Origin of the sequence: Pseudomonas sp. NFACC32-1 (genome assembly GCF_900101215.1) — a bacterium.
Classification (GTDB): domain Bacteria; phylum Pseudomonadota; class Gammaproteobacteria; order Pseudomonadales; family Pseudomonadaceae; genus Aquipseudomonas.
In genome coordinates this window covers 199,192-224,643 of sequence record NZ_FMUL01000007.1, presented here as the reverse complement: position 1 = coordinate 224,643, position 25,452 = coordinate 199,192, and the positions used below count along the sequence as shown (strand labels likewise).

Genomic DNA, 25,452 nt, shown 5'->3' with positions numbered 1-25,452 from the left:
CCCATTTGCCACCCGGCCCGTCGTACGCCGCGTAGCCCAGCCCTGATCAAGGTGATGTCATGACCACTCGCACCGAGGCCGTGAAAGCCTATCTGCTCGACCTGCAAGACCGTATCTGTGCCGCCCTGGAGACCGAGGACGGCGGCACTCGTTTCGTCGAAGACGCCTGGGCCCGGCCTGCCGGTGGTGGCGGTCGTACGCGGGTGATTGAAAACGGTACGGTGATCGAAAAGGGCGGCGTCAACTTTTCCCACGTCTTTGGCAGCGGCCTCCCACCGTCGGCCAGCGCCCACCGGCCGGAACTGGCCGGGCGCGGTTTCGAGGCACTGGGGGTGTCGCTGGTCATCCACCCCCACAACCCCCATGTACCGACCTCCCACGCCAACGTGCGTTTCTTCATCGCCGAAAAGGAAGGCGAAGAGCCGGTCTGGTGGTTCGGCGGCGGCTTCGACCTGACGCCTTACTACGGTGTGGAAGAAGACTGCGTGCATTGGCACCGTGTGGCCGAGCAAGCCTGCGCCCCGTTCGGCCCGGAGGTCTATCCGCGCTACAAGGCCTGGTGCGATAGCTATTTCCACCTCAAGCACCGGAACGAACCCCGGGGCATCGGCGGCCTGTTCTTCGACGACCTCAACGAGTGGGATTTCGACACCTGCTTCGCGTTCATCCGCGCCATCGGCGACGCCTACATCGATGCCTACCTGCCCATCGTGCGCCGCCGCAAACATGATCCCTTCACTGCCAAGCAGCGCGAATTTCAGGAGTTCCGCCGTGGACGCTACGTGGAATTCAACCTGGTCTACGACCGCGGCACCCTGTTCGGGCTGCAATCGGGCGGCCGGACCGAATCGATCCTGATGTCCCTGCCACCACAGGTGCGCTGGGGCTACGACTGGAAAGCCGAACCGGGCAGCGAAGAGGCGCGGCTGACCGAGTACTTCCTGCAGGATCGTGATTGGCTGGCGACAGCCTGAACGGGGAACGACCATGGACCGCTACGTTGTAATGGGTAACCCGATCGGCCACAGCAAGTCGCCGTTGATCCATCGCCTGTTTGCCGAGCAGACCGGACAGACGCTGGACTACAGCACCCTTCTGGCCCCCCTGGACGATTTTGCCGGTTGCGCACGGGAATTTTTCCGCGAAGGTCGCGGGGCGAATGTCACGGTACCGTTCAAGGAAGACGCCTTCCGACTGGCCGACAGCCTGACCGAGCGGGCGCAGCGGGCCGGGGCGGTCAACACCCTGAGCAAGCTGGACGACGGCCGCCTGCTGGGCGACAACACCGATGGTGCCGGGCTGGTGCGGGACCTCACCGTCAACGCCGGCTTCAGCCTCAAGGGCAAGCGCATCCTGTTGCTGGGCGCGGGCGGGGCCGTGCGTGGTGCCCTGGAACCGCTGCTGGCCGAAGCGCCGGCCTCGGTGATCATCGCCAACCGCACGGTGGAAAAAGCCGAATTGCTGGCGGAGCTGTTCGCTGACCTGGGCCCCGTCTCGGCCAGTGGCTTCGATTGGCTGCGAGAGCCGGTGGACCTGATCATCAATGCGACGTCTGCAAGCCTGTCCGGAGACGTACCGCCGATTGCCGCAAGCCTGATCGAACCCGGCAAGACCTTCTGCTACGACATGATGTATGGCAAGGAGCCGACTTCGTTCTGCCGTTGGGCCCGTGAGCAAGGCGCGGCGGTGGCGATGGATGGCCTGGGGATGCTGGCCGAACAGGCCGGCGAAGCGTTTTTTCTGTGGCGCGGGATACGCCCGGACACGGCGCCGGTACTGGCGGAGCTGCGCCGCCAGTTGGCCCTGTAGGCTTTTGGCTTGTGGCGAGGGGATTTATCCCCGTTGGAGTGCGAAACAGTCCAAAAAAAGCGGAGCGATGCGACGTTCCGCTAAATCCCCTTCCACAGGCGTATGGGCCTTGAGCTCTCTGCGCGCCTTCAGTCTTCGAAGAGAATCGGGCAGTGCTGCGGCCCCTCCAGCTTCATCAACTCCTCCACCACATGGGGCCTGGCCTTGCGCAAGGTCAGGCGGCGTCCCTGGGTGCGCAGCCGGCGGGCTTCCTGATGGAGCATTTCCACCCCGGAATAATCGATGAAGTTGATCTGCTGGGCATCGATCACCACCTGTTGCGCCTGCAAACGTTGCAGGCGTACCTGCAGGTAATGGCTGGCCCCGAAAAAGATCGAACCACCGACCCGCAGGATATCGGCGTCCCCTTCGCGGGAGTGCTGCACTCGGGGCTGCGAGGTGCGCTTGAGGTAAAAAAACAGCGAGGCCAACACACCGGCATAGATGGCAGTCTGCAGCTCCAGCAGCAAGGTGGCCAGGCACGTCAGGCCCATCACCATGAATTCGGAGCGGCTTACCCGGTACAACGCCCGGATGCCACGATGGTCCACCAATCCCCAGGCAATCAGCAGAATGCTGCCGGCCATGGCCGGAATAGGGATGTGCGAGATCAGCTTCGCACCGGCCACCGCGAACAAGGCCACCCACAATGCCGAGAACACCCCGGCCAGGGGCGAACAGGCCCCCGCTTCATAACTGAGGCCGGAGCGAGTGAAGGAACCGGCCGACAACGAGCCGGAAAAGAAACCTCCCACGATATTGGAAAGGCCCTGGGCCCTGACTTCCTGGTTCGCATCGAGCAATTGCCCGGAGCGTACCGACAGCGAACGGGCAATGGACAAACTGGTCACCAACCCCAGCATGCCCACCGCAACGGCCCCGGGTAGCAGACGCAGTATCAGCTCCAGGTCCAGCGGCAGCGGCGTGAAGGGCGGCAGGCGCCCGACAAAGGCACTGACCAGCGCCACATGCCCGAACATCGTCGGCCACAGCCAGACCACCAGGCTGCTGATGACCAGGGTTATCAACAGGCTCGGCCAGCGCGGCAGCAGCCGCTTGAGCACCACACCCAGCACCAGTGTTCCCAAGCCCAGCAGCAAGGAAGGTTTATCCACAGCCTGGATATGGCTGAGCAACATCAACAGGCCCTTCAGCGCCGTGGCTTCGTTCGGCAGGTCCAGGCCCAGCAGGTTGGGCAATTGCCCAAGGGCGATGACCACCGCCGCGCCCAGGGTGAAACCCAGCACCACCGAGTGCGAAACGAAATTCACCAGGGCGCCGAAACGCAACAGCCCCAGCAACCATTGGAAAATGCCCGCCAGTACCGTCAGCAGCAGGATCAGGGTGATGTAGTCCTGGGAAGCCGGCACGGCCAGAGGGCTGACGCTGGCGTACAAGACGATGGAGATCGCCGCCGTAGGCCCGCAGATCAGGTGCCACGACGATCCCCACAGGCAGGCGATCAGCACCGGCACGATGGCCGCGTACAAACCGTACTCCGGGGGCAAGCCGGCAATCAGGGCGTAGGCGATGGATTGCGGCAACGCGAGAATCGCACCGCTCAGGCCGACGATCAGGTCGCGGCCGACACTCTGGCGGGTCTGCCGGGGCAGCCAGCTCAGGAAGGGAAAGAGTGAATGGCGCGTGGGGATTGCCATGGGGCCTCAGGGATGGGGTTTGGCGAAAGAGTAACAGGACAGCGCGCCGCTCTCTCTGTGAAGGTCATATCTGTGGCGAGAGGATTTAACCCGCTGGGTTGCGAAACCTCCCCGATCGGTTGGCGCCATCCCTGGCACGCTGGGGGGCTTCAGGGCTGCTTCGCAGTCCAACGGTGATAAACCCCCGCCACAGGCCGGCCTTACAGCTTGGCTTTCACCGCCGCCAGCGCATCCTTGCCATCCAGGGTCTTCACGCCGTCCAGCCATTTGTCCAGCACCGCCGGGTTGGCCTTGATCCAGGCCTTGGCCGCTTCGGCGTTGCTGACCTTGTTGTTCACCACGTCGGCCATGATGCTGTTTTCCATTTCCTGGGTGAAACTCAGGTTGGTCAACAGCTTGCCAACGTTCGGGCAGGCCTGTGCATAACCCTTGCGGGTCAGGGTATAGACACTGCCTGTCTCGCCGAAATATTTCTCGCCACCCTTGAGGTAATGCATCTTGAGCTGCACGTTCATGGGGTGCGGCGTCCAGCCGAGGAAAGTCACGAATTTCTGTTTCTTCACGGCCCGGGACACTTCCGCCAGCATCGCCTGTTCGCTGGACTCCACCAGTTTCCACTCGCCCATGCCGAAATCATTGGTCTTGATGATTTCCTTCAAGGATAGGTTGGCCGGGGCGCCAGAACCGATGCCGTAGATTTTCTTGTCGAACTTGTCGGCAAATTTGTTCAGGTCGGCAAAGTTATGCACACCTGCATCCCACACGTAATCCGGAACCGCCAGGGTGAACTCGGTGCCGTCCAGGTTCTTGGCCAACTGCGTGACATCGCCCGTGGCCACGAACTTGTCATAGAAGCCCTGCTGCGCCGGCATCCAGTTACCCAGGAAGACGTCGACCTGACCGTCCTTGAGGCCGCCGAAGGTGATCGGCACCGCCAGGGTATCCACTCTGGGCTTGTATCCCATGCCGTCCAGCAGCAAACCGGTAATGGCGTTGGTCGCCGCAATATCGCTCCAGCCCGGGTCGGCCATCTTCACCGTTTCGCAGCTCTGCTCGGCCCACGCCGAAGCACTGCTCAACGCCAACAGCCCGGCGGTCAGTACTGTGGATAACTTTTGCATGTGCTTCCCCTTACGTTATTGGTTTTGGCAGGGTTGTGGATAACGGGCCTTGCGCTCCAGATCGTCGAGGTCGATGTGATTGCGCATGTACTGCTGGCTGGCGTCCACCAGCGGCTGGTGATCCCAGCTCTTGAGTTTGCCCAGGGTCAGCGCCTGGGCGACGAAACGACGGCGCCGCTGACTGGCGAGCACCTGACGATGAATGCCTGGGATGTCCCACTTGGCTCGCGCTTCGGCGAGAAAATCGGCGAATAGCTGCTGGTGATCCGGCGATTGGCTGAGATCCTCCAGTTCCCTGGGATCGTTTCGAACATTGAACAGCAGGCACGGGTCGTCTTCGCTGTAGATGAATTTCCACGGACCACGACGGATCATCATCAAGGGACTGATGGTGCCTTCGGCCATGTATTCACCGAACACTTCATCGTGCCCGCCCTGCCCTTGCAGGTGCGGCACCAGCGACCGGCCATCCAGGGGCAGGCCCGGCTCCAGGGTGCCGCCGGCCAGTTCCACCAGGGTCGGCAGCAGATCGGCAGTGGACACCGCCGCGCCGACGCGGCCGCTGGCGAATTGGCCAGGCGCACTGATCAGCAGCGGCACACGAGCGGCCATCTCGAACCAGTGCATTTTGTACCAGAGGCCTTTCTCACCGAGCATGTCCCCGTGATCGCCGGAGAAGATGATGATGGTGTCGTCCATCAGGCCGGTATCCTCCAGGGTCTGCAGCAGCTTGCCGATGTTGCTGTCGATGTAGCTGCACGCACCGAAGTAGGCACGACGGGCATCGCGAATCTTATCCACAGGCAGGGGCTTGTCCCACAGATCATAGACTTTCAACAGGCGCTGGGAATGCGGGTCGAGCTCGCTTTGCGCCGGCGTGTGGGGCAGCGGGATGTCCTTGTCTTCATACAGGTCCCAGAAGGTCTTGGGAATCGTGTACGGGTCATGGGGGTGGGTCATCGACACGGTCAGGCAGAACGGCTGGTCGCCGTCCTCGCGGATGTGGTCGAACAGATACTGCTGGGCCTTGAAGACCACCTCTTCATCGAAGTCCAGCTGATTGGTTCGTACGCAAGGCCCGGCCTGCAACACCGAAGACATGTTGTGGTACCAGCTCGGCCGCACGTCCGGTTCGTCCCAGTTCACGGCCCAGCCGTAGTCGGCGGGGTAGATATCACTGGTCAGGCGTTCTTCGTAGCCGTGCAACTGGTCGGGTCCGCAAAAGTGCATCTTGCCGGACAGCGCCGTGCGATAGCCCAGGCGTCGCAGGTAATGGGCATAAGTCGGGACATCAGCGGGAAAATCCGCCGCGTTGTCGTAGGCGCCGATCTTGCTGGGTAACTGGCCGCTCACCAGGGTAAAGCGCGACGGTGCACACAGCGGGCTGTTGCAATACGCGGCGTCGAATACCACGCCCTGGTCGGCCAGGCGTGACAGGTTAGGCAGCTTGATCGGCGAAGAGCCATAGATCGGCAACATTGGCGCGGCCATCTGATCGGCCATGATGAAAAGAATGTTCTTGCGCTTCATGTGTTCGCGGCATTCCATAGTGAGCGGTTATGGGAAATTGCTGCGATCGAGCATGTGCCCCGTGTCTGTTGCGGTAAAGCCCATGCAGAACAATAACTAGGATAAGCACAGCTTATGTATGACGCCTTGGGTGACCTGTCCCTGGACCTGTTCCGTGCCTTTGAAGCCGCGGCTCGCCAACGCAGCTTCACGGCGGCGGCCGTCGAGCTGGGGACCACGCAGCCGGCCATCAGCCAGCAGATCAAGCGCCTTGAAGAACAACTGGGCACGCGCCTGTTCGACCGGATCTATCGCGGGATCGAGCTGACCGAGGCCGGCACGATCCTGTTCGAACAAGTGCAGGCGGGGCTGCAGAACATCGACGAGGGACTCAACGCCATCACCGCTCAACGCCAGCACGAAGTGTTGCAGGTGGCCACGGACTTCGCTTTCGCGGCCTATTGGCTGATGCCGCGCCTGCACCGTTTCCATGCGGCCAACCCACAGGTGGATGTCAGCCTGGTGACCAGCGAGCGTAACCACAACATGCTGCGTACCGATATCGACGTTGCTGTGCTGTTTGGCGACGGTCGCTTCAAACAAGGCGAAAGTCGCTGGTTGTTCAGCGAAGAAGTATTTCCGGTGTGCAGCCCGCTGCTGCTCAAGGAACGTCCCCTGCCCTTGTCCGCCCAGGCGTTGTCCGAGCTGCCCTTGCTGCATTTGCGAGGCAGTAACAGCAGCAACTGGTTCGACTGGAGCGGCGTGTTCCGGGAACTGGGCATCACCTCGCCACCGGCCCCCGGGCAACTGCGTTTCGACAACTACACCCTGCTGATCCAGGCGGCGATTGGCGGCCAGGGCGTCGCCATTGGCTGGCGGCACCTTGTGGATAACTTATTGGCCCAAGGCCTGCTCTGTCGTCCGATTACCGAGACGGTGCTGTCGCGGCTGGGGTACCACGTCGTCTTGCCCCAGCGCAAAAGACGCGGCGTCCTGATCAAGCAGTTCGTGGACTGGCTGATGGAAGAACAGGCCAACAGTGGCGAGTCGCTTACCGGCTTGCCATTACCGTCGATTGCCGTCTGAGTGGCCAGGGCGCTCGCTCGTCGGGGCTGGGGATCAGGTGGCAGCCACGAAATTCACATGTTCGCCCACATGCAGGTTCAGGCGCAGCTCATCGGCAATGCCGACCGCCACACGGTTGAGCCTTTCGAGGGACTCGGCCACGCCGGGTTCCAGGCTGGTGCTGACCTGGCTGAAATGCTCGATACTCAACCCGGCGGCGGCATAGGGTGAGTTGACGAGGGTCCATTGCAGCGAGCTGTGTCGCAGGGCATCGAGGATCTCCTCGGCGGCATGACGCTGCAGGTCGTCTTCGACCTGTTCCTCGTCCAGCACAGCGAAATCCCCCACCAGGAACAACCGGGAAACCTTGACCGCCTGCATCCCGGCAATCAAGGCATCCACCGCCAGCACCTGTTCCACCGGGCCCGGAATGAGCGTGCGCTCCACCTGTTCGCTGTTCATCGGCAAACCCGGAGCGTTCAGCAGACACACCACCGCGTCGGTACCGGCGACGCTCTGCTTGACCCGTTCGGGATCATAGAGATCCCCCGTCTTGGCCCGCAGGCCCGGACGCGGCGCCAGCGCCGTGAGATCATCGAGAATGGCAATGACTTCATGCTGGCGCCGCAGCATCTCAGCCATCAACGCACTGCCGAGGCTGCTCATGGCACCATAGAGCACCACTTTGATGACCGGGGTTTCGGCGTTCTTCATGGCTGTTTTCCTTTTTTACCGCATGTAAGCCTCTGACCCGTGGAAAACCCGGAGGGTTCGGCCTTGCAGGACAAGGAGTGAAAGATGCAACGGATCAAGGGCTATCATGCCCACGTCTATTTCGATGCCAGCACCCTGGACCAGGCCCGGGCACTGTGTGAGGAAGCGGCGCAGCTGTTTGCGCTGAAGATGGGCCGGGTCCACCAGCGTCCGGTCGGCCCTCATCCGGACTGGAGTTGCCAGCTGGCGTTCGACCCGCAGTACATCGGCGTAGTCCTGCCGTGGCTCGCGCTCAATCGCAATGGCCTGGTGATCTTCCTGCACCCGGACACCGGCGATGACCTGAAGGACCACACCGACCATGCGATCTGGATGGGCGCGATGCGGCCGTTGGATCTTTCGGTGTTTGCCGCAAGAACTTGATTGCTCCTGTGGCGAGGGGATTTATCCCCGCTGGACTGCGCAGCAGGCCCAAAAGGGCAGAGTGCATTCTCCGGGTATTACACGATGACAGGTTTCATGGCCGCTTCGCGCCCCAGCGGGGATAAATCCCCTCGCCACAGCAGTGCCGCCTAACAAGGTCATCATCTGCGGCTCGTCCCCCATTTACCCTGCGAAAGCTTGATGAAAGCTAGCGCGATTAGGATCGCCCCCACTCCCGGCAAAAGACCGGCGGCCCGAGACGCAGCTCGAATGCGCGTCTGGCCTTTTTAACAACAACAATGGTGACCCTGATGTCCTCTGCTATTCATCCCGTCGTACCCACTCCATCCGTCCGTTCCGTGCCTCTCGTTCTGCGCTGACCTCTGCGGTTCGCCTTTACCCGCCACGCCACGCCTGGAGTATTCCCCATGCTGACTTTCCTTGGCTTCGCCATGGTCATCACCTTCATGTTCCTGATCATGACCAAGCGCCTGTCCGCGCTGATCGCCCTGATCATCATTCCGATCCTGTTCGCCCTGTTCGGTGGTTTTGCGCCGAAAATCGGCCCGATGATGCTCGAAGGCATCACCAAGCTCGCCCCGACCGGGGTGATGCTGATGTTCGCGATTCTGTATTTTGCGCTGATGATCGATTCCGGCCTGTTCGACCCGGCCGTGCGCAAGATTCTCAAGCTGGTCAAGGGCGACCCGCTGAAAGTTTCGGTCGGTACCGCCGTTCTGGCGCTCGTCGTCTCCCTCGATGGTGACGGCGCGACCACTTATATGATCTGCGTGGCCGCGATGCTGCCGCTCTACAGCCGCATCGGCATGAGCCCACGGATCATGGCCGGCCTGATCATCCTCGCCGGCGGCGTGATGAACATGACCCCTTGGGGCGGCCCGACGGCGCGTGCGGCCAGTGCGTTGCATGTCGACCCGTCCGACATCTTCGTTCCGATGATCCCGGCGATGGCCTTCGGTGTCGTGGCGATCCTTGTGATTGCCTATATGTACGGCAAGCGCGAGCGTGCGCGCCTGGGTGAACTGCACCTGGTGGGCGAGGAAATGGATCACAGCGAGATCAGCGTTTCCCAGTTCCCGGACGCCCGCCGTCCGAAGCTGATCTGGTTCAACGGCGCGCTGACCCTGGGCCTGATGTGTACCCTGATCGCTGGCCTGCTGCCGCTGCCGGTGCTGTTCATGGTGGCCTTCAGCATCGCGATGATCGTCAACTACCCTTGCCTGCAGCAGCAGAAAGACCGCGTTGCGGCGCATGCCGGTAGCGTACTGGCGGTGGTCGGGCTGATTTTCGCGGCGGGTATCTTCACCGGCATCCTGTCCGGTACCGGTATGGTCGACGCCATGTCCAAGAGCCTGTTGGCCGTGATCCCGGATTTCCTCGGCCCGTACCTGGCCGTGATTACCGCGCTGGCCAGCATGCCGTTCACTTTCTTCATGTCCAACGACGCATTTTATTACGGGGTGTTACCGGTGCTGGCCGAAGCAGCCAGTCATTACGGTATCTCGCCGGTTGAAATGGCACGTGCCTCCATCGTTGGCCAGCCCGTGCACCTGCTGAGCCCGCTGGTTCCGTCCACCTACCTGCTGGTAGCCTTGGCCGGGATCGAGTTCGGCGACCACCAGCGCTTCACGCTGAAGTGGGCAGTACTGGTTTGCCTGTGCATAATGTTCGCCGCCTTGCTGATGGGGATTTTTCCGCTGTTCAGCACTCTATAAAAGCAACATATGACGCTGCGTCGCTCTCCTACGAACCGAAGCGACGCGGCCTAACAAACGCTCAAAGGAACTCACATGGAATGGCTGACCAACCCGGAAATCTGGGTTGCCTTCTTTACCCTGACGGCCCTGGAAATTGTCCTGGGCATCGATAACATCATCATGATTTCGATCCTGGTCAGCCGCATGCCCAAGCACATGCAGGCGCGCACCCGGATTTTCGGTCTGGCCCTGGCCATGATCACGCGGATCCTGCTGCTGTTGTCCATCACCTGGGTCATGCGCCTGACCACCGATTTGTTCGAAGTGTTCGGCAAGGGTATCTCCGGTCGTGACCTGATCCTGTTCTTCGGTGGCCTGTTCCTGCTGTGGAAAAGCTCCCAGGAGATGTACCACGCCCTGGAAGGTGAAGACGAAAGCAACGAGGCGCCTGCGGGCAAGGGCGGCAGCTTCATCTACACCATCATCCAGATCGCGATCATCGACATCGTGTTCTCCCTGGACTCGGTCATCACCGCCGTGGGCATGGTCTCCCATGTACCGGTCATGGTGGCGGCGATCATCGTGGCGGTCCTGGTGATGATGCTGGCCTCGGGCACCATCAGCCAGTTCATCGACAAGCACCCGTCGCTGAAAATGCTGGCGCTGTCGTTCCTGCTGGTGGTCGGTACCGTGCTGATCGCCGAGTCCCTCGATGTGCATGTACCTAAGGGCTACGTCTACTTCGCCATGGCGTTCTCCCTGGCGGTGGAAGCCATCAACATCAAGATGCGCACCGCGATGGCCCGCAAGCGCAAGCAGCAGGATCCAGTGAAACTGCGCAAGGATGTTCCCGGTCAGTAACGATACGGGGCAATGAACGAAGGGGCTCTCTGGAGCCCCTTTTTCATGCCCGGAGAAAGGCCCCTGTGGGAGCGAGCTTGCTCGCGATAGCGGTCTGTGGGCAATGAAGAGGTTGAATGTCGGGGCCCCATCGCGAGCACGCTCGCTCTCACTGGAGCTGAGGGGGTATTTTTATGACAGTTTTGTTTCAAACGATTCTTTAGCTGTGCAATGCTGGCGTCCGAACCGTTCGCCAACTACAGCTTAAATACAAGAACGAAGAATGTGGCACCGTCAATTTGTCCCTTTGGGACGCTAACAGGGGGCTTCTCATGCTGACCCTGCTCAACTTGCTCTCCGCCGTGGCCCTGCTGATCTGGGGCACGCACATTGTCCGTACCGGCATCCTGCGGGTCTACGGCTCGAACCTGCGGCACGTCATCAGCCAGAACATGTCCAGGCGCTGGCTGGCTTTCATCGCCGGTATCATGGTCACGGCCATGGTCCAGAGCAGCAATGCCACCGCCATGCTGGTCACCTCCTTCGTCGGCCAGGGCCTGATGGCATTGACTCCTGCCCTGGCGACCATGCTGGGCGCCGACGTCGGCACGGCACTGATGGCCCGGGTGCTGACCCTGGACCTGTCCTGGCTGTCGCCCTTGCTGATTTTCCTCGGGGTGATTTTCTTCCTGTCGCGCAAGCAGACGCGCGTCGGGCAGATGGGGCGGGTGGGCATCGGCCTGGGCCTGATCATCCTGGCGCTGCAATTGATCGTCGAGGCCGCCGCGCCCATCACCCACGCCCAGGGCGTGAAAGTGATCTTCGCTTCGTTGACCGGTGACATCCTCCTCGACGCCCTGGTCGGTGCGGTCTTTGCCATGGTGTCCTACTCCAGCCTGGCCGCCGTGCTGTTGACCGCCACCCTGGCCGGCGCGGCGGTGATCAGCCTGCCGGTCGCCATTGGTCTGGTGATCGGCGCCAACATCGGCAGCGGTGTGCTGGCCTTCCTGGGTACCAGCATGCAGAACGCCGCCGGCCGCCAGGTGGCACTGGGCAGCTTGCTGTACAAGCTGATCGGGCTGTTGCTGATCATCCCGGTGCTCGATCCGCTGGTAGGCTGGCTCGACAGCCTGGACTTCAGCCCCCAGGAAACGGTCATCGGCTTCCATCTGCTCTACAACGCCGTTCGTTGCCTGGTCCTGCTGCCCAGCGTCGCCCCCATGGCGAAACTCTGCGCCTGGCTGCTGCCAGACCGTCCAGACACCAATGGCACGGCCAAGCCACGCCACCTGGACCCGGCCGCCCTCGCCACCCCAAGCCTGGCCCTGGCGAACGCGGCCCGGGAAACCTTGCGCATCGGCGACCAGATCGAAAACATGCTCGAAGCCATGCTCGACGTGCTGCGCGGCCAGCAGACGGCCGTCACCCAGGAGGTCCGGCGTGTCAGCGACGACGTCGAAGCCTTGTGCAGCGCCATCAAGCTGTACATGGCCCAGATGCCCCGCGAGGACCTCAGTGAACAGGACAGCCGCCGCTGGGCGGAGATCATCGAGCTGGCCATCAACCTGAAGCTGGCCAGCGACCTTATCGAACGCATGCTGCGCAAGGTCCAGCAGCAGAAGACCTCGCAGCGGCGGTCCTTTTCCGAGGTGGGCCTGGAGGAGTTGGCGGGGCTGCACAGCCATCTGATCGCCAACCTGCGCCTGGGGCTGTCGGTATTTCTCAGTGGCGACCGGGAAAGCGCCCGTCAATTGCTGCGTGAGAAACGGCGTTTTCGCGCCCAGGAAAGGCGCATGGCCCATGCTCACGTCAGTCGTTTGCAGCGCAAGGTCATACAAAGCCTGGAGACCAGTTCCCTGCACCTGGATCTGATTGCCGACATGAGGCGTCTCAACTCGCTGTTCTGCGGCAGTGCCTATGTGGTGCTGGAAAGTGCCGAGATCGGCGCCCTGGCGGCCGATGAAATCTCGGACATTACCCATTCGCCTTGAACATCTGGCGCGTTGTCCAGTCAACAAGGTTGGACTGTCAGTCGCCAGGATGCTCATTTTATGCGTGGTCTGTTACTCGCCCTCCTCTTGCTAGGCTCGTTGCCCGTGGCGGCCCTGGATCGGTTCCAGGTCGAAGGGTATACGCTGCCCAACGGCATGCAGCTATTGCTCAAGCCCGGCAGCGAACGCGGGCATGTCGCGATCCGGCTGGTGATTGGCGTGGGCCTGGACGATTTCAGTTGCGCCGACAAGGAGCTGCCGCACCTGCTCGAGCATGCGCTGTTCAGCGGGATCGACGAGGGTGGCGAGGGCGCGCTGGAAGAGCGCATGCAGGCATTGGGCGGCGAGTGGAACGCCTTCACCAGTAACGCCGACACCACTTTTGTCATCGAAGCGCCGGCGAGCAACCAGCGCAAGGTGCTGGACCTGCTGCTGGCGGTGCTGACCCGCACCCGCATCGACGACAAGGCCCTGGAAGCGGCCAAGCGGGTGGTCGAACGCGAGGATGGCGGCCACTACACCCACCTGCAACGCTGGCTCGACCGTCAGGACCTGGGCCACAGGGCCAGCAATCAGCTGGCGGTGGAACTGGGCCTGCGCTGCGCGGAGCGGGCCGAGGTGGGGCAACACTCCCTAGCCCGCCTCGAACAGGTTCGCAAAAGCTGGTACGCACCGAACAACATGACGCTGATTGTCGTCGGCGATCTCGACCGGGTGCTGCCGGCCTATCTGGAACGCACCTTTGGCGCGCTCGAACCGGTCGAGCCCAGCGCCCACAAACCGCTGCCGCAGATTCGCTACAGCGCGGTCACCAAGCGCAACCTGATCCGCGGCCTGTCAGGGGATGGCGCCAAGCTGCACTGGCTGTTCCCGGAGCCGGTGCTGGACCAGCAGCACGACGAAACCTTCGATCTGCTCAAGGACTACCTGGACTGGGCGCTCTATCGCCAACTGCGCCTGGCCAGTGGCCTGTCCTACGGCCCCTGGGTGGAGCGGGAAGTGTTCGGTGGCGTCGGTTTCTTCAGCCTGAACGCAGACCTGGCCCGCGAGGACCTGCCAGAAGCCGAGGCGGCGCTCGAGGCGCTGCGCAACACGTTGCTCAAGGACGGACTGGATCCCGACACGTTCATGCGCATCAAGCGCGCGGCCATCGCCCATCAGTCCTGGGCGGTACAAGGCAACAGCGCACTGGCCGATTACTACTGGGGCGCCCTGGGCGACTACGAGGACGGTCGCTTCGCCAACCCCGCCGTGCGCCTGCAGGCGGTGAGCCTGGAACAGGCCAACCAGGCCCTGGACGAACTGCTCAAGGATCCGGGTTACCTGCGCATCGAAAAGCCGCTGCTCAGCGACGATGAACTGGTATGGACCCTGGTCGCCTTGATGGGGCTGCTGCTGGCCTGGGTGGCGTGGCGCCTGCGCCGACGCAGGGCCTGACCCGCCCGGCCGGTATCATGGGTAGCGAACGGGTTTATCCCGATCGGCTGCCGGGCGGAACACTTCCCGCGTCACAAGTGATCACGAGCCTCGCCATGCCGATGCCCGGACGATACTCTATCGGGGATATTTCCTACGTCTTGATGTGAAACCGCCGAATGCAAAACCTGACTCACTATATCCAGCGCCTTCTTGAACTGATGAAGCGCTACCCGGGGATCATCGCGCTGGGCGGTTTCGTGTCCGGGATCGGCAGTTTCATGCTGGTGGACCGCCAGCAGGGCCTGGCGAGCTGGATCGCCATCGTGATGTTGGTGAGTTGGCTCTGGCTGATGCTGGAAAACAGCCTGACCCGCCTGTTCACGCGGGTTTTCAAACGGGAAATTCCCCAGCCGCTGTTGCGTTACGCCACGCAGATGATCCACCAGGAAAGCCTGTTCTTCGTCCTGCCGTTTTTCTTCGTCACCACCACCTGGAACAGCAGCCAACTGCTTTTCACCGGCCTGCTCACCGCGGCGGCACTGATTTCCATCATCGACCCGCTGTACTACAAATGGCTGGCGCCCCGGCGCTGGGCCTTCCTGGCGTTGCACACCCTGACGCTGTTCGCCGCCCTGCTCACCGCATTGCCGGTCATCTTGCACCTGACCACCGACCAGAGCTTCAAGCTGGCCCTGGGCACGGCCATGCTGCTGTCGTTTCCCAGCCTCGCTTCGATCTTCCCGATCCGCACCGTGCGCAACGCCCTGGCGATCCTGTGCATCACCCTGGGCATTGGCGCTGCCGGCTGGGTGCTGCGTTCCTGGGTACCGCCCGCGACATTGTGGATGACCGAAGTGGCGATCAGCACTCAGCTGGAAGACCGCACACCCGGCGCCAGCCTCAAGGAAGTCAGCGCCGCCCAGATCCGTGGCAACGGCCTGTACGCCTACACGGCGATCAACGCACCACGCGGGCTCGACGAGCGGATCTATCACGTCTGGCAATTCAACGGCAAGGAAGTCGATCGCATCGCCCTGGACATCCACGGTGGGCGCAAGGAAGGCTATCGCGCCTGGACCCACAAGCAGAACTTCCCGGATGACCCGACAGGCAAATGGCAGGTGCGGGTGCTCACGGAAAATGGCCAGGTGATCGGTGTGCTGCGTTTCAATGTGAGCGCCGCTGCGCCCGCAGCAAAATAATGACAGTCATGCTATTAGGTAGCGCTGTTCAAACCGAACGAGCATGGAGCTTATGACCCCCAGCCCCCCTATGGGCAGTGCCCGACTCGACACGTCCGGCTCGCCGGCGCAACTGTGGATCAGTGGCGACTGGACCCTGGCCCATTACGCCCAGCTCAAGCGCTTGAGCGAATCGCTGCGCGGCCAGTACGACGAAAACGCCCGGATCGATCTCAACGGCCTCGGCGCCCTCGACACCGCCGGAGCCTCGCTATTGGTGGAGCTGCTGGGTTCGGAACGGCTGGGCAAGACCGCCGAACACCCGGACTGCAGCCTGCCGGCAGCCGAGCGCGCCCTGCTGCAGACCGTGTATTGCTCGCTGACGGATTTCTGCGTACCGGACAAAGAGCCGAAAGTCAGCGTCGTGACCCAATTGCTGACACGCATCGGACGGGCCGTGGAGAAGGTCTGGCAGGACACCCTGCAGTTGCTCGGCTTTGTCGGCCTGATCCTGGAAACCCTGGCCCGCGGCCTGTTCCACCCACGGCGCTGGCGGATTACCCCAATGGTGGTTCACATCGAGCAGACCGGCCTGGACGCGGCACCCATCGTGGCCTTGCTGACGTTCCTGGTGGGAGCGGTGGTGGCCTTCCTCGGGGCGACGGTGCTGGCGGATTTCGGCGCCAGTATCTTCACCGTGGACCTGGTGGCGTTCTCGTTTCTGCGTGAATTCGGCGTGTTGCTGACGGCGATCCTCATGGCCGGTCGTACCGCCAGCGCATTCACCGCGCAGATCGGCTCGATGAAGGCCAACGAGGAAATCGACGCCATCAGGACCCTCGGCCTCGATCCTGTCGAGTTGCTGGTGCTGCCCAGGGTGCTGGCCCTCCTGGTGGCGCTGCCCATGCTGACATTCGTGGCCATGCTCGCGGGCATCATTGGCGGCGGCGTGGTGTGCGCCCTGTCCCTGGGCATCTCTCCGGCCATGTTCCTGTCGCTGCTGCAATCGGACATCGGCGTGCAGCACTTCGTGGTGGGCATGGTCAAGGCGCCGATCTTCGCGTTTCTGATCGCTGCCATCGGCTGCCTGGAAGGCTTCAAGGTCAGCGGCAGTGCCGAATCGGTCGGGGCCCACACCACCTCCAGCGTAGTGCAGTCGATTTTCGTGGTGATCGTGCTGGATGCCGTGGCCGCGCTGTTTTTCATGGAGATGAGCTGGTGAGTCGACCTCGTGCTACACCCGCCGACGCGGTGATCCAGGTGCGCGGCCTGTGCAATCGCTTTGGCCGCCAGAGCGTGCATGAAAACCTCGACCTGGACGTCTACAAAGGCGAGATCCTCGCCGTGGTGGGCGGCTCCGGCAGTGGCAAGTCGGTGCTGCTGCGCAGCATCGTCGGCCTGAACCAGCCCAGCGAGGGTTCGGTGCGGGTGTTCGGCCAGGACTTGCCAAGCCTGCCCCCGGCACAACGCTCACGGGTGGAACGACGCTTTGGCGTGCTGTTCCAGAAGGGCGCGCTGTTTTCGTCCCTGACGGTGACAGAGAACGTCGCCCTGCCGCTGATCGAACATGCCGGCCTCAGCCGGGCCGACGCCGAACACCTGGCGGCGGTGAAACTCGCCCTGGCCGGACTGCCGCTCTCGGCCGCGGACAAGTACCCCGCGTCGCTGTCCGGCGGCATGATCAAGCGGGCCGCCCTGGCCCGTGCGCTGGCCCTGGACCCGGACATCCTGTTTCTCGACGAACCCACCGCCGGACTCGACCCCATCGGCGCGGCGGCTTTCGACCAGTTGATCCTGACGCTGCGCGACGCCCTGGGCCTGAGCGTGTTCCTGGTCACCCACGACCTGGACACCCTCTACACCATCACGGATCGAGTAGCGGTGCTGGCCCAGAAAAAAGTCCTGGTGGCTGATGTCATCGACAAGGTGTCGGAAACCGACGATGCCTGGATTCATGAATACTTTCATGGCCCTCGCGGCCGCGCGGCGCTGTCGGCCGCTACACAGTCCAACGAGGTTTGACATGGAAACCCGAGCCCATCATGTGCTGATCGGCCTGTTCACCGTCATTGTGGTGGTCAGCGCCCTGCTGTTCGGCCTCTGGCTGGCCAAGTCCAGCGTGGACAGCGAGTTCAAGGATTACGAAGTGGTGTTCAACGAGGCTGTCAGCGGCTTGTCCCGAGGCAGCTCGGTGGAATACAGCGGCATCAAGGTCGGGGACGTGGTGAACCTGCGCCTGGATCCGAACGATCCGCGCCGGGTGCTGGCGCGAGTGCGCTTGAGCGGTGAAACGCCGATCAAGCAGGACACCCAGGCCAAGCTGGCACTGACGGGCATCACCGGCACCTCGATCATCCAGCTCAGTGGCGGCACGCCCCAGAGCCCGCCATTGACCGGGCACGACGGCGAACCGCCGGTGATCGTCGCCGCGCCCTCACCCATCGCCCGCCTGCTCAATAACAGCGACGACGTGATGACCAACATCAACCTGCTGCTGCACAACGCCAACGAGGTGTTTTCCTCCGACAACGTCCAGCGCCTGAGCAATACCCTGGATCATCTGGAACAAACCACCGGGGTCATTGCCGATCAGCGTGGCGACATTCGCCAGGCCATGCAGCAACTGGCGTCCATCGGCAAACAGGCCAGCGCCACGCTGGAGCAGACCACCGCGCTGATGCGCAACGCCAATGGGCTGCTCAACGACCAGGGCAAACAGGCGTTCGGCAATGCCGGCCAGGCCATGGAGTCCCTGGCTCGCAGCACGGCGACCCTCGACAGACTGCTGGACGACAACCGCGACGCGCTGAACAACGGCATGCAAGGCCTCAACGCCCTGGCGCCGGCCGTGCGCGAGCTGCGGGAAACCCTGAGCGCCCTGCGCGGTATATCCCGGCGCCTGGACGCCAACCCCAGCGGCTATCTGCTGGGCAATGACAAGGATAAGGAGTTCACGCCATGAAGCCGTTCAATCGATTCGTCTGTCCGGCGCTGGTGCTGACAGCGTTTATCCTGCTGACCGGGTGTTCGATCCTGCCCAAGGCCGAGCCGTCGGACATCTATCGGCTGCCCGCCAGCCAGGCGTCGGCCTCGGCCGGCACGCCGGTGAGCTGGTCGTTGCGCCTGGCCAGCCCGCAGGCCAGCGAAGTGCTCAACAGCCCGAAAATCGCGGTCATTCCCCAGGGCAACCTGTTCAGCAGCTACGCCGCCTCGCGCTGGAGCGATCCCGCCCCGGTGTTGCTGCGCAATCGCTTGCTCGACGGCTTTGCCCAGGACGGACGGGTCAGGCTGCTGAGTGTCGCCGACAGCAACCTGCAGGCAGACCTGGAACTGGGCGGGCAATTGCAGGCGTTCCAGACCGAATACCAGGGCTCGGCCGCCAGCGTGGTGGTTCGCCTGGATGCACTGCTGGTGCGTGGTTTCGACCAGCGCATCCTGGCCAGCCGCCGCTTCGAGGTGCGCCAGCCCTTGAGCGATGTGAAGGTACCGGCGGTGGTGGATGGCTTTGGCCGGGCCAGTGACCGGCTGACCGCCGAGGTGGTGAACTGGACGCTGGAGCAGGGCCAGCGCTTCGCGACCCCGGCGCCCTGAACCTCAGCCAAAGAACCAGTAGCACACGCCGATCGCCCCCAGCACGCCGGCCAGCTCCGCCAGCAGCGCGCACCCCACCGCATGCCGCGCCCGCTGGATGCCCACGGCGCCGAAGTACACCGCCAGCACATAGAAGGTGGTTTCCGTGCTGCCCTGGATGGTGGCTGCCACCAGGGCCGGGAAGCTGTCCACCCCGGAAGTCTTCATGGTTTCGATCAGCATCGCCCGGGCGGCGCTGCCGGAAAAGGGCTTGACCATGGCCGTGGGCAAGGCGTCGACGAAACGCGTGTCCCAACCCGCCCACTGCACCAGGTGCCGGATGCCATCCAGGCCGAAATCCAGCGCGCCCGAAGCCCGCAGCACGCCCACGGCGCAGAGCATGGCCACCAGGTAGGGCAGCAGGCCCTTGGCAACGTCGAACCCTTCCTTGGCACCTTCGACGAACGCTTCGTAGACCTTGACCTTGCGCAGCGCGCCGATCACCAGGAACAGGATGATCAGGCCGAACAACGTCAGGTTGCCCAGGATCGATGACAACCCCGCCAAGGCCGTGGCCGAGAGCGTCGCCAGCATGGCCATGAAACCGCCCAGCACCAACGCACCGGGCACCAGGTACGCCAGCACCACCGGGTCCCACAGACGAAGACGCTGCATGAACGCCACCGACAGCAGCCCCACCAGGGTCGAGCAACTGGTGGCGAGCAGGATCGGCAGGAACACCAGGGTCGGGTCCGGCGCGCCTTGCTGGGCGCGGTACATGAAAATCGTCACCGGCAGCAGCGTCAGCGACGACGCGTTGAGCACCAGGAACAGGATCTGGGCATTGCTGGCGATGGTCGGGCTGGGATTGAGGTCCTGCAGGGCACGCATGGCCTTGAGGCCGATGGGGGTGGCGGCGTTATCCAGTCCCAGCCCGTTGGCGGCGAAGTTGAGGGTGATCAGGCCGATCGCCGGATGGCCCGGCGGCACTTCCGGCATCAGGCGCAGGAACAGCGGGCCGAGGGCCTTGGCCAGCCAGTCGACGATGCCGGCCTTTTCGGCGATGCGCAGGAACCCCAGCCAGAGGGTCAGGGTGCCGAACAGCAGGACCATGACCTCCACCGACAGCTTGGCCATGGCAAAGATGCTTTCCACCATGGCCGCGAAGATCCCGGCGTTGCCGCCGACCAGCCACTGCACCAGCGCCGATACGGCCGCCACGATAAAGAAGCCAAGCCACAGGCCATTGAGCATCGGTTAAATCCCCCGGAAGATGCGGCGAATGATAGCGGGGCTGGCAGAAACGACAAACCCCGGATTTTTCCGGGGTTTGCCTGGATGTTGAATGTGCCGTCGCCATCGCGGGCCTTGAAGCCTGATGCCGATCAGTCAACTGGCACACAACCCGCTGGGCTGCGGAGCAGGCCTGAAACCGGACGACGCGCTAGGTCTGGTCAATGACATCGGCAATGGTGGGGCCGCTTGGCGGCCCAGCGGGGGATAAATCCCCTCGTCACAATCCTGGCCTCAAGGCAGGCATCAATGGCTGGAAGGTTCCCCCGCCGGCAGCGGCTCCTTGCTGCGCCAGTGTGGCAGGGAGTTCCAGTAGCGCTGGCCCTTGGCATCGTCGTACATGCCTTCCCAACGAGCGATCACCAGCACCGCCAGGGCGTTGCCGATCACGTTCAGCGCGGTACGGGCCATATCCATGATGCGGTCGACACCGGCGATGAAGGCCAGGCCTTCCAACGGTATACCGACACTGCCGAGGGTGGCGAGCAGCACCACGAAGGATACGCCCGGCACACCGGCGATGCCCTTGGAAGTGACCATCAGGGTCAGGACCAATAGCAGTTGCTGGCTGATGGACAGGTCGATGCCATACAGCTGGGCGATGAAGATCGCCGCGATGCTCTGATAGAGGGTCGAACCATCGAGGTTGAACGAATAACCGGTGGGCACCACGAAGCTGCAGATGGCTTTCGGTGCGCCGTAGGCTTCCATCTTCTCGATCACCCGCGGCAATACCGTTTCGGAGCTGGCGGTGGAGTAGGCCAGCACCAGTTCGTCCTTGAAAATGCGCATCAGCTTGAGCACCGAGAAGCCGAACAGGCGCGCAACCAGGCCCAGTACCACGAAGGCGAAGAAGGCGATGGCGACGTAAACCAGGATCACCAGTTTTGCCAATGGCAGCAGGGAAGCGAAGCCGAAGTTGGCGACGGTCACCGCGATCAGTGCGAAAACGCCGATCGGCGCGTAGTTCATGATCATGTGGGTGACCTTGAACATGCTTTCCGACACGCCCTGGAACATTTTCACCAGCGGGTCGCGCAGGTCCGGCTGCAGGCTGGAAAGACCGAGGCCGAACAGAACGGAGAAGAAAATGATCGGCAGCATCTCGCCGCGAGCGGCCGCTGCGAAGATGTTTGACGGGATCAGGTTGAGGATGGTCTGGATAAAGGCATGTTCATGCTGGACTTCGGCGGCCGTGGCCTGGTACTTGGAAATGTCCACGGTACCCAGGGTGCTCATGTCGATGCCGCTGCCTGGATGGAAGAAGTTGGCCAGCAGCAGGCCGACAACAATAGCGATGGTGGTGACGACTTCGAAATAGACGATGGTCTTGAAGCCGATACGCCCGAGTTTCTTGGCGTCACCGACCCCGGCAATGCCGACGATCAGGGAGGAAATCACGATCGGGATCACGATCATCTTGATCAGGCGAATGAAGATATCGCCTGCCGGTTGCAACACGTTGCTGATCCACCAGGCCTTTTCGCCACTGAAATGGTTGAGCAGCGCGCCGAGTGCAATCCCGAGCACCAGGCCGATGAGAATCTGCCAGGCGAGGCTTAGTTTTGCCTTCTTCATATCATTACCCTTACTTCGATTGGACACGGACAAAAGCATGGAAGGGACCGCTCATGGCGACACGAATCCGCGCTTTTGCCCCCGTATAAGGTCACCCCGAGCACGCGCTGGCGGCTGACTGGCGGGCGAAAAAAGGCGCAACTATTGCGAGGCGAGGGGGGATCGTCTAATGCCGTAACCGCCTACCCCATGCCGAATCGGCATGAGTTTTTCCAAACAAAACGCGCGTCCCAACCGGTTCGAATGTGCCAATTAGGCAGGCAAAAGCGCCGTGAACCGGCCATTTCAGCGTAGCCTGCGCCTTTTTCAGCGCCAGGAAAACCGCCAGGGCTCAGACAAATTGTCGCAACGTCATTTAATGAAATAGCGCGAACCTTCTCCGATTAACGGTCAGGTCCGGAAGGGAAAGAGCGCTGGAAGGGCAAAAAACCGCAGGGGATGGGGCACGGCTGGGATAAAAATGACCAGGCGCTCTGGCTCAAGCCTCTTGCGTTGAAAAGCTCTCCGCAGGTTCGCCCAGCCCCAGGGACTTTGCGAACCTGCGTCGCAGCTTTTACCTGACCCGGCCCTTTCGCAGGCACCCCTTGTGCCCGTAGGTCACTCCGACCCTCAATGGTCAGAACGTCCCAGCCCCCTGGTCATGCAACAGCCCTCTTCAGGCTGTGCAGAGGGAAAAGCAAGACTGCTGTTCCCGTTGTCGAAACTCAGTACCAGTTAGGATCCTTCTTGAGTTGCTCCATTAACATTTCCTGCATACCTTCGTCCGGGTTACCCAGGAAACGATAGTCGGCGTGGCGGGTCGGCGATTTGTCGGCAGGCAGTCCGGCGGGTACCTCGACCAGCAAGGCGTAGGCCTCGTCCTTATCGAAACTGAAGGCCACGAACAGGCGCTTGCTGCGACAGGTGGCCTGGGTCTCGCACAGCGGACCGACCAGATACTTGTCGCCGTCTTCTTCGACAGCGTTCATCTGTTCCGAATCGCCGGACAGGTTCATGACCCATTCCGGCAAGCGTTCTTCTTTCTTGACGACCTGCTGCCAGGTCTCGCGGTATTGCGGGTCTGACTCGAGCAACTGGTTGACCCGCATCTGTCCGTCATTGGCAGCCATTGCCAGGGTGCTGCCGCCCAGGAGCAGGGCGGCTACCCATCCTTTCAACGAAACGCTCATGGTCAGCCTCGACCGCGACGGCCAAAGAAGAAGGAAGCGATGAACATCACCAGGAATACGACAAAGAGAATCTTGGCGATGCCCGTGGCGGTGCCTGCGATACCACCGAAGCCCAGGACGGCGGCGATGATGGCAATGATCAGGAATGTAATAGCCCAGCTCAACATGGTGATTCTCCTTACGCTTTTCTATTTAGTTTGGGTCTGGCGGAGATGGTTCCATGCGCCAAGGACGCAGGGATCATCGAGTTAAAACACCCAGCGTTCCTGGCGCGGCATGTCGGCCACAGGCTGTGCCTGATCGACGTCCATCATGCGCATCGAAGCGGAAGCCTGGGCGACGTTGCCCACGGGGCTGAAATGGGTTTGGGGAGCTCTTTGAACCGACACCAGAGGGGCTTCGGGCTGCTGGCTGTAATGCCAGAGAAGCAATTGCTGACCCACCACGAGGGTCACAAGCAAAGCCAGAACAGCCCACAACCCCTGCTGTACGCGCAGGGAAGTGATTGAAAATCGGGCGGCACGTTGACGATTCATCCTGGAATTCCTCCCCACCCCGGGTGGTGATCTGGTTGGGCGTTTGCACGCTACGTTGATCAGACCATTGCAGGCGGCATGCCAGATTTTTTTATAGAAAAAATCCTTTTAAATCATAGAGTTATATTGGTCGCAAAAAGACTGGAGAACGCATCCTGCACGATGCTCCAATCTGCGGTCGTGCGTATTGCACGAATGCCCGCGCCCTTGCCTCTGATACGCAGGCCTTCGTATGCAAGGAAAGTGTCGATCCGGATTCTTTTTGAATTGCCGCTCGCCAATCGATGTCGGAATGGCGTGCCAGACCATTCGACACAGGCACAGGGCAAGAAAGGAGATAAATCAGGCTTTTATAATCCCGCCATCCACAGCGAGGCTGCCGATAGGTAGTATTCGCTCAGAATCGACCATGCAACTTGCCCGATTTTTCTGACACTAACCAACATCATTCATTAAAGGAGCGTAGGAAAAATGGAATCCGCCACTGAGCATCAAGGCCGCATTCTGCTGGTAGACGATGAGTCTGCCATCCTGCGTACCTTCCGCTATTGCCTGGAAGACGAAGGCTATACCGTCGCCACCGCCAGCAGCGCCGCCCAGGCCGACGCCTTGTTGCAACGCCAGGTATTCGACCTGTGCTTTCTAGATCTGCGCCTGGGGGAAGACAATGGACTGGATGTACTGGCCCAGATGCGCATCCAGGCCCCCTGGATGCGGGTGGTGATCGTCACCGCCCACTCGGCGGTCGATACGGCGGTCGATGCGATCCAGGCCGGCGCCGCCGATTATCTCGTCAAGCCCTGCAGCCCAGATCAGTTGCGCCTGGCGACTGCCAAACAGCTGGAAGTACGTCAATTGTCAGCCAGGCTGGAAGCCCTGGAAGGCGAGATGCGCAAGCCCAATGACGGCCTGGACTCCCATAGCCCGGCGATGAAGGTTGTCCTGGAAACCGCCCGCCAGGTCGCCAGCACCGACGCCAACATCCTGATCCTGGGTGAGTCGGGCACTGGTAAGGGCGAGTTGGCCCGGGCCATCCACGGCTGGAGCAAACGTGCGAAGAAGTCCTGCGTCACCATCAACTGCCCTTCGCTGACGGCAGAGCTGATGGAGAGCGAACTGTTCGGCCACAGCCGGGGGGCGTTCACCGGGGCCAGCGAGAGCACCCTGGGACGGGTCAACCAGGCGGATGGAGGCACGCTGTTTCTCGACGAGATCGGCGATTTTCCCCTGACATTGCAGCCCAAGCTGCTGCGTTTCATCCAGGACAAGGAATACGAACGGGTCGGCGATCCGGTCACCCGCCGGGCCGATGTCCGGATACTCGCGGCCACCAACCTCAACCTCGAAGACATGGTGCGCGACGGCCGTTTTCGCGAAGACCTGCTGTATCGCCTGAACGTCATCACGCTGCATCTGCCACCGCTGCGCGAGCGCGCCGAAGATATCCTCACCCTGGCCGATCGTTTCCTGGCGCGCTTCGTCAAGGAGTATGCCCGCCCGGCCCGTGCGTTCAGCGACGAGGCCCGCGAAGCGCTGCTAGGCTATCGCTGGCCTGGCAATATCCGCGAGCTGCGCAACGTGGTGGAACGCGCCAGCATCATTTGCGCCCAGGAAAAGGTGGAAATCAGTCATCTGGGCATGGCCGAACAGCCCGTCAACAACGCGCCGCGCATTGGCGCCGCGCTGAGCCTCGATGAGCTGGAAAAAGCCCACATAGGGGCGGTACTGGCCACGGCCGATACCCTCGACCAAGCGGCCAAGACCCTGGGCATCGACGCGTCAACGCTGTATCGAAAACGCAAGCAGTACAACCTTTGAA

Annotated in this window: 23 protein-coding genes; 14 read left to right on the top strand and 9 right to left on the bottom strand. The window is 62.1% G+C overall.

The window, feature by feature from the left end:
* The first annotated feature begins 59 nt into the window (after nt 1–59).
* Both hemF and aroE read left to right on the top strand, forming a co-directional pair.
* Nucleotides 60–974: an oxygen-dependent coproporphyrinogen oxidase gene (hemF, locus tag BLP99_RS13785; RefSeq protein ID WP_072398198.1), complete on the top strand. Its 915-nt coding sequence runs from the start codon at nt 60–62 to the stop codon at nt 972–974.
* 13 nt (nt 975–987) lie between these two features.
* Nucleotides 988–1,809: a shikimate dehydrogenase gene (aroE, locus tag BLP99_RS13780; RefSeq protein ID WP_076405844.1), complete on the top strand. Its 822-nt coding sequence runs from the start codon at nt 988–990 to the stop codon at nt 1,807–1,809.
* Between the two features lie 128 nt (nt 1,810–1,937).
* Here aroE and BLP99_RS13775 read toward each other — a convergent pair whose 3' ends face one another.
* The 3 genes from BLP99_RS13775 to betC form a co-directional block, all read right to left on the bottom strand.
* On the bottom strand, nt 1,938–3,506 hold the full coding sequence (locus BLP99_RS13775; RefSeq protein WP_092180535.1) for a SulP family inorganic anion transporter: 1,569 nt from the start codon (nt 3,504–3,506) through the stop codon (nt 1,938–1,940).
* Nucleotides 3,507–3,706: 200 nt separating this feature from the next.
* Nucleotides 3,707–4,627 (bottom strand): choline ABC transporter substrate-binding protein, encoded by a 921-nt coding sequence (choX, locus tag BLP99_RS13770; RefSeq protein WP_072398204.1) that lies wholly within the window; start codon nt 4,625–4,627, stop codon nt 3,707–3,709.
* 15 nt (nt 4,628–4,642) lie between these two features.
* Entirely contained in the window at nt 4,643–6,157 is a 1,515-nt protein-coding gene (gene betC / locus BLP99_RS13765; protein WP_072398229.1) for a choline-sulfatase, read from the bottom strand.
* A gap of 114 nt (nt 6,158–6,271) precedes the next feature.
* Here betC and BLP99_RS13760 point away from each other — a divergent pair, with 114 nt between their 5' ends.
* Nucleotides 6,272–7,222 carry a choline sulfate utilization transcriptional regulator gene (locus tag BLP99_RS13760; RefSeq protein ID WP_092180533.1) on the top strand — a complete coding sequence of 317 codons (951 nt, stop codon included), beginning with the start codon at nt 6,272–6,274 and terminating at the stop codon, nt 7,220–7,222.
* Nucleotides 7,223–7,255: 33 nt separating this feature from the next.
* On the opposite strand, the gene BLP99_RS13755 is transcribed toward BLP99_RS13760, so the two are convergent.
* Complete coding sequence (locus BLP99_RS13755; protein ID WP_072398232.1) at nt 7,256–7,915, bottom strand: NAD(P)-dependent oxidoreductase; 660 nt, start codon at nt 7,913–7,915, stop codon at nt 7,256–7,258.
* Nucleotides 7,916–7,999: 84 nt separating this feature from the next.
* On the opposite strand from BLP99_RS13755, the gene BLP99_RS13750 reads away from it, so the two are divergent.
* From BLP99_RS13750 to BLP99_RS13705, 10 genes are all read left to right on the top strand, one after another.
* Complete coding sequence (locus BLP99_RS13750) at nt 8,000–8,338, top strand: DOPA 4,5-dioxygenase family protein (protein WP_092180531.1); 339 nt, start codon at nt 8,000–8,002, stop codon at nt 8,336–8,338.
* A gap of 428 nt (nt 8,339–8,766) precedes the next feature.
* Nucleotides 8,767–10,074: a CitMHS family transporter gene (locus BLP99_RS13745; RefSeq protein WP_072398236.1), complete on the top strand. Its 1,308-nt coding sequence runs from the start codon at nt 8,767–8,769 to the stop codon at nt 10,072–10,074.
* A 75-nt stretch (nt 10,075–10,149) separates the two neighbouring features.
* Nucleotides 10,150–10,917, top strand: coding sequence for a TerC family protein (locus BLP99_RS13740; protein WP_072398238.1), 768 nt, complete (start codon nt 10,150–10,152; stop codon nt 10,915–10,917).
* A 311-nt stretch (nt 10,918–11,228) separates the two neighbouring features.
* A complete protein-coding gene (locus tag BLP99_RS13735) occupies nt 11,229–12,887 on the top strand; it encodes a Na/Pi cotransporter family protein (protein ID WP_072398240.1) in 1,659 nt (552 codons plus the stop codon).
* Between the two features lie 60 nt (nt 12,888–12,947).
* The gene (locus BLP99_RS13730) at nt 12,948–14,324 is read left to right on the top strand and encodes a M16 family metallopeptidase (RefSeq protein ID WP_076405848.1); all 1,377 of its coding nucleotides are present in this window, start codon (nt 12,948–12,950) and stop codon (nt 14,322–14,324) included.
* A gap of 158 nt (nt 14,325–14,482) precedes the next feature.
* Nucleotides 14,483–15,508, top strand: coding sequence for a DUF5924 family protein (locus BLP99_RS13725; protein ID WP_092180529.1), 1,026 nt, complete (start codon nt 14,483–14,485; stop codon nt 15,506–15,508).
* Nucleotides 15,509–15,560: 52 nt separating this feature from the next.
* Nucleotides 15,561–16,709 carry an ABC transporter permease gene (locus BLP99_RS13720; protein ID WP_076405852.1) on the top strand — a complete coding sequence of 383 codons (1,149 nt, stop codon included), beginning with the start codon at nt 15,561–15,563 and terminating at the stop codon, nt 16,707–16,709.
* Nucleotides 16,706–17,509, top strand: coding sequence for an ABC transporter ATP-binding protein (locus BLP99_RS13715; protein WP_072398264.1), 804 nt, complete (start codon nt 16,706–16,708; stop codon nt 17,507–17,509). Before BLP99_RS13720 ends, BLP99_RS13715 begins: the two co-directional genes overlap by 4 nt.
* Nucleotide 17,510: 1 nt before the next feature.
* Nucleotides 17,511–18,449 carry an MlaD family protein gene (locus tag BLP99_RS13710; RefSeq protein WP_072398266.1) on the top strand — a complete coding sequence of 313 codons (939 nt, stop codon included), beginning with the start codon at nt 17,511–17,513 and terminating at the stop codon, nt 18,447–18,449.
* Nucleotides 18,446–19,078 (top strand): ABC-type transport auxiliary lipoprotein family protein, encoded by a 633-nt coding sequence (locus BLP99_RS13705; RefSeq protein WP_072431300.1) that lies wholly within the window; start codon nt 18,446–18,448, stop codon nt 19,076–19,078. Before BLP99_RS13710 ends, BLP99_RS13705 begins: the two co-directional genes overlap by 4 nt.
* Nucleotides 19,079–19,081: 3 nt before the next feature.
* Here the strand turns inward: BLP99_RS13705 and BLP99_RS13700 are convergent, their stop codons facing one another.
* From BLP99_RS13700 to BLP99_RS13680, 5 genes are all read right to left on the bottom strand, one after another.
* Nucleotides 19,082–20,311 (bottom strand): nucleoside recognition domain-containing protein, encoded by a 1,230-nt coding sequence (locus BLP99_RS13700; protein WP_072459523.1) that lies wholly within the window; start codon nt 20,309–20,311, stop codon nt 19,082–19,084.
* 285 nt (nt 20,312–20,596) lie between these two features.
* Complete coding sequence (gene gltP / locus BLP99_RS13695) at nt 20,597–21,928, bottom strand: glutamate/aspartate:proton symporter GltP (protein ID WP_072398271.1); 1,332 nt, start codon at nt 21,926–21,928, stop codon at nt 20,597–20,599.
* 704 nt (nt 21,929–22,632) lie between these two features.
* Nucleotides 22,633–23,097, bottom strand: coding sequence for an inhibitor of vertebrate lysozyme family protein (locus BLP99_RS13690; RefSeq protein WP_072398273.1), 465 nt, complete (start codon nt 23,095–23,097; stop codon nt 22,633–22,635).
* A gap of 2 nt (nt 23,098–23,099) precedes the next feature.
* Nucleotides 23,100–23,264 carry a DUF1328 domain-containing protein gene (locus BLP99_RS13685; protein WP_003177151.1) on the bottom strand — a complete coding sequence of 55 codons (165 nt, stop codon included), beginning with the start codon at nt 23,262–23,264 and terminating at the stop codon, nt 23,100–23,102.
* An 81-nt stretch (nt 23,265–23,345) separates the two neighbouring features.
* The gene (locus tag BLP99_RS13680; RefSeq protein WP_072398274.1) at nt 23,346–23,633 is read right to left on the bottom strand and encodes a hypothetical protein; all 288 of its coding nucleotides are present in this window, start codon (nt 23,631–23,633) and stop codon (nt 23,346–23,348) included.
* A 471-nt stretch (nt 23,634–24,104) separates the two neighbouring features.
* Here BLP99_RS13680 and algB point away from each other — a divergent pair, with 471 nt between their 5' ends.
* Nucleotides 24,105–25,451: a sigma-54-dependent response regulator transcription factor AlgB gene (gene algB / locus BLP99_RS13675; protein WP_072398276.1), complete on the top strand. Its 1,347-nt coding sequence runs from the start codon at nt 24,105–24,107 to the stop codon at nt 25,449–25,451.
* The last annotated feature ends 1 nt before the right edge of the window (nt 25,452 follow it).

Coding starts and splice junctions, on each gene's coding strand:
- algB (WP_072398276.1), top strand. CDS start 24,105: ATGGAATCCGCCACTGAGCATCAAGGCCGCATTCTGCTGGTAGACGAT.
- betC (WP_072398229.1), bottom strand. CDS start 6,157: ATGAAGCGCAAGAACATTCTTTTCATCATGGCCGATCAGATGGCCGCG.
- BLP99_RS13775 (WP_092180535.1), bottom strand. CDS start 3,506: ATGGCAATCCCCACGCGCCATTCACTCTTTCCCTTCCTGAGCTGGCTG.
- BLP99_RS13760 (WP_092180533.1), top strand. CDS start 6,272: ATGTATGACGCCTTGGGTGACCTGTCCCTGGACCTGTTCCGTGCCTTT.
- choX (WP_072398204.1), bottom strand. CDS start 4,627: ATGCAAAAGTTATCCACAGTACTGACCGCCGGGCTGTTGGCGTTGAGC.
- BLP99_RS13710 (WP_072398266.1), top strand. CDS start 17,511: ATGGAAACCCGAGCCCATCATGTGCTGATCGGCCTGTTCACCGTCATT.
- hemF (WP_072398198.1), top strand. CDS start 60: ATGACCACTCGCACCGAGGCCGTGAAAGCCTATCTGCTCGACCTGCAA.
- gltP (WP_072398271.1), bottom strand. CDS start 21,928: ATGAAGAAGGCAAAACTAAGCCTCGCCTGGCAGATTCTCATCGGCCTG.
- aroE (WP_076405844.1), top strand. CDS start 988: ATGGACCGCTACGTTGTAATGGGTAACCCGATCGGCCACAGCAAGTCG.
- BLP99_RS13690 (WP_072398273.1), bottom strand. CDS start 23,097: ATGAGCGTTTCGTTGAAAGGATGGGTAGCCGCCCTGCTCCTGGGCGGC.
- BLP99_RS13750 (WP_092180531.1), top strand. CDS start 8,000: ATGCAACGGATCAAGGGCTATCATGCCCACGTCTATTTCGATGCCAGC.
- BLP99_RS13700 (WP_072459523.1), bottom strand. CDS start 20,311: ATGCTCAATGGCCTGTGGCTTGGCTTCTTTATCGTGGCGGCCGTATCG.
- BLP99_RS13725 (WP_092180529.1), top strand. CDS start 14,483: ATGCAAAACCTGACTCACTATATCCAGCGCCTTCTTGAACTGATGAAG.
- BLP99_RS13685 (WP_003177151.1), bottom strand. CDS start 23,264: ATGTTGAGCTGGGCTATTACATTCCTGATCATTGCCATCATCGCCGCC.
- BLP99_RS13730 (WP_076405848.1), top strand. CDS start 12,948: ATGCGTGGTCTGTTACTCGCCCTCCTCTTGCTAGGCTCGTTGCCCGTG.
- BLP99_RS13755 (WP_072398232.1), bottom strand. CDS start 7,915: ATGAAGAACGCCGAAACCCCGGTCATCAAAGTGGTGCTCTATGGTGCC.
- BLP99_RS13680 (WP_072398274.1), bottom strand. CDS start 23,633: ATGAATCGTCAACGTGCCGCCCGATTTTCAATCACTTCCCTGCGCGTA.
- BLP99_RS13740 (WP_072398238.1), top strand. CDS start 10,150: ATGGAATGGCTGACCAACCCGGAAATCTGGGTTGCCTTCTTTACCCTG.
- BLP99_RS13705 (WP_072431300.1), top strand. CDS start 18,446: ATGAAGCCGTTCAATCGATTCGTCTGTCCGGCGCTGGTGCTGACAGCG.
- BLP99_RS13720 (WP_076405852.1), top strand. CDS start 15,561: ATGACCCCCAGCCCCCCTATGGGCAGTGCCCGACTCGACACGTCCGGC.
- BLP99_RS13735 (WP_072398240.1), top strand. CDS start 11,229: ATGCTGACCCTGCTCAACTTGCTCTCCGCCGTGGCCCTGCTGATCTGG.
- BLP99_RS13745 (WP_072398236.1), top strand. CDS start 8,767: ATGCTGACTTTCCTTGGCTTCGCCATGGTCATCACCTTCATGTTCCTG.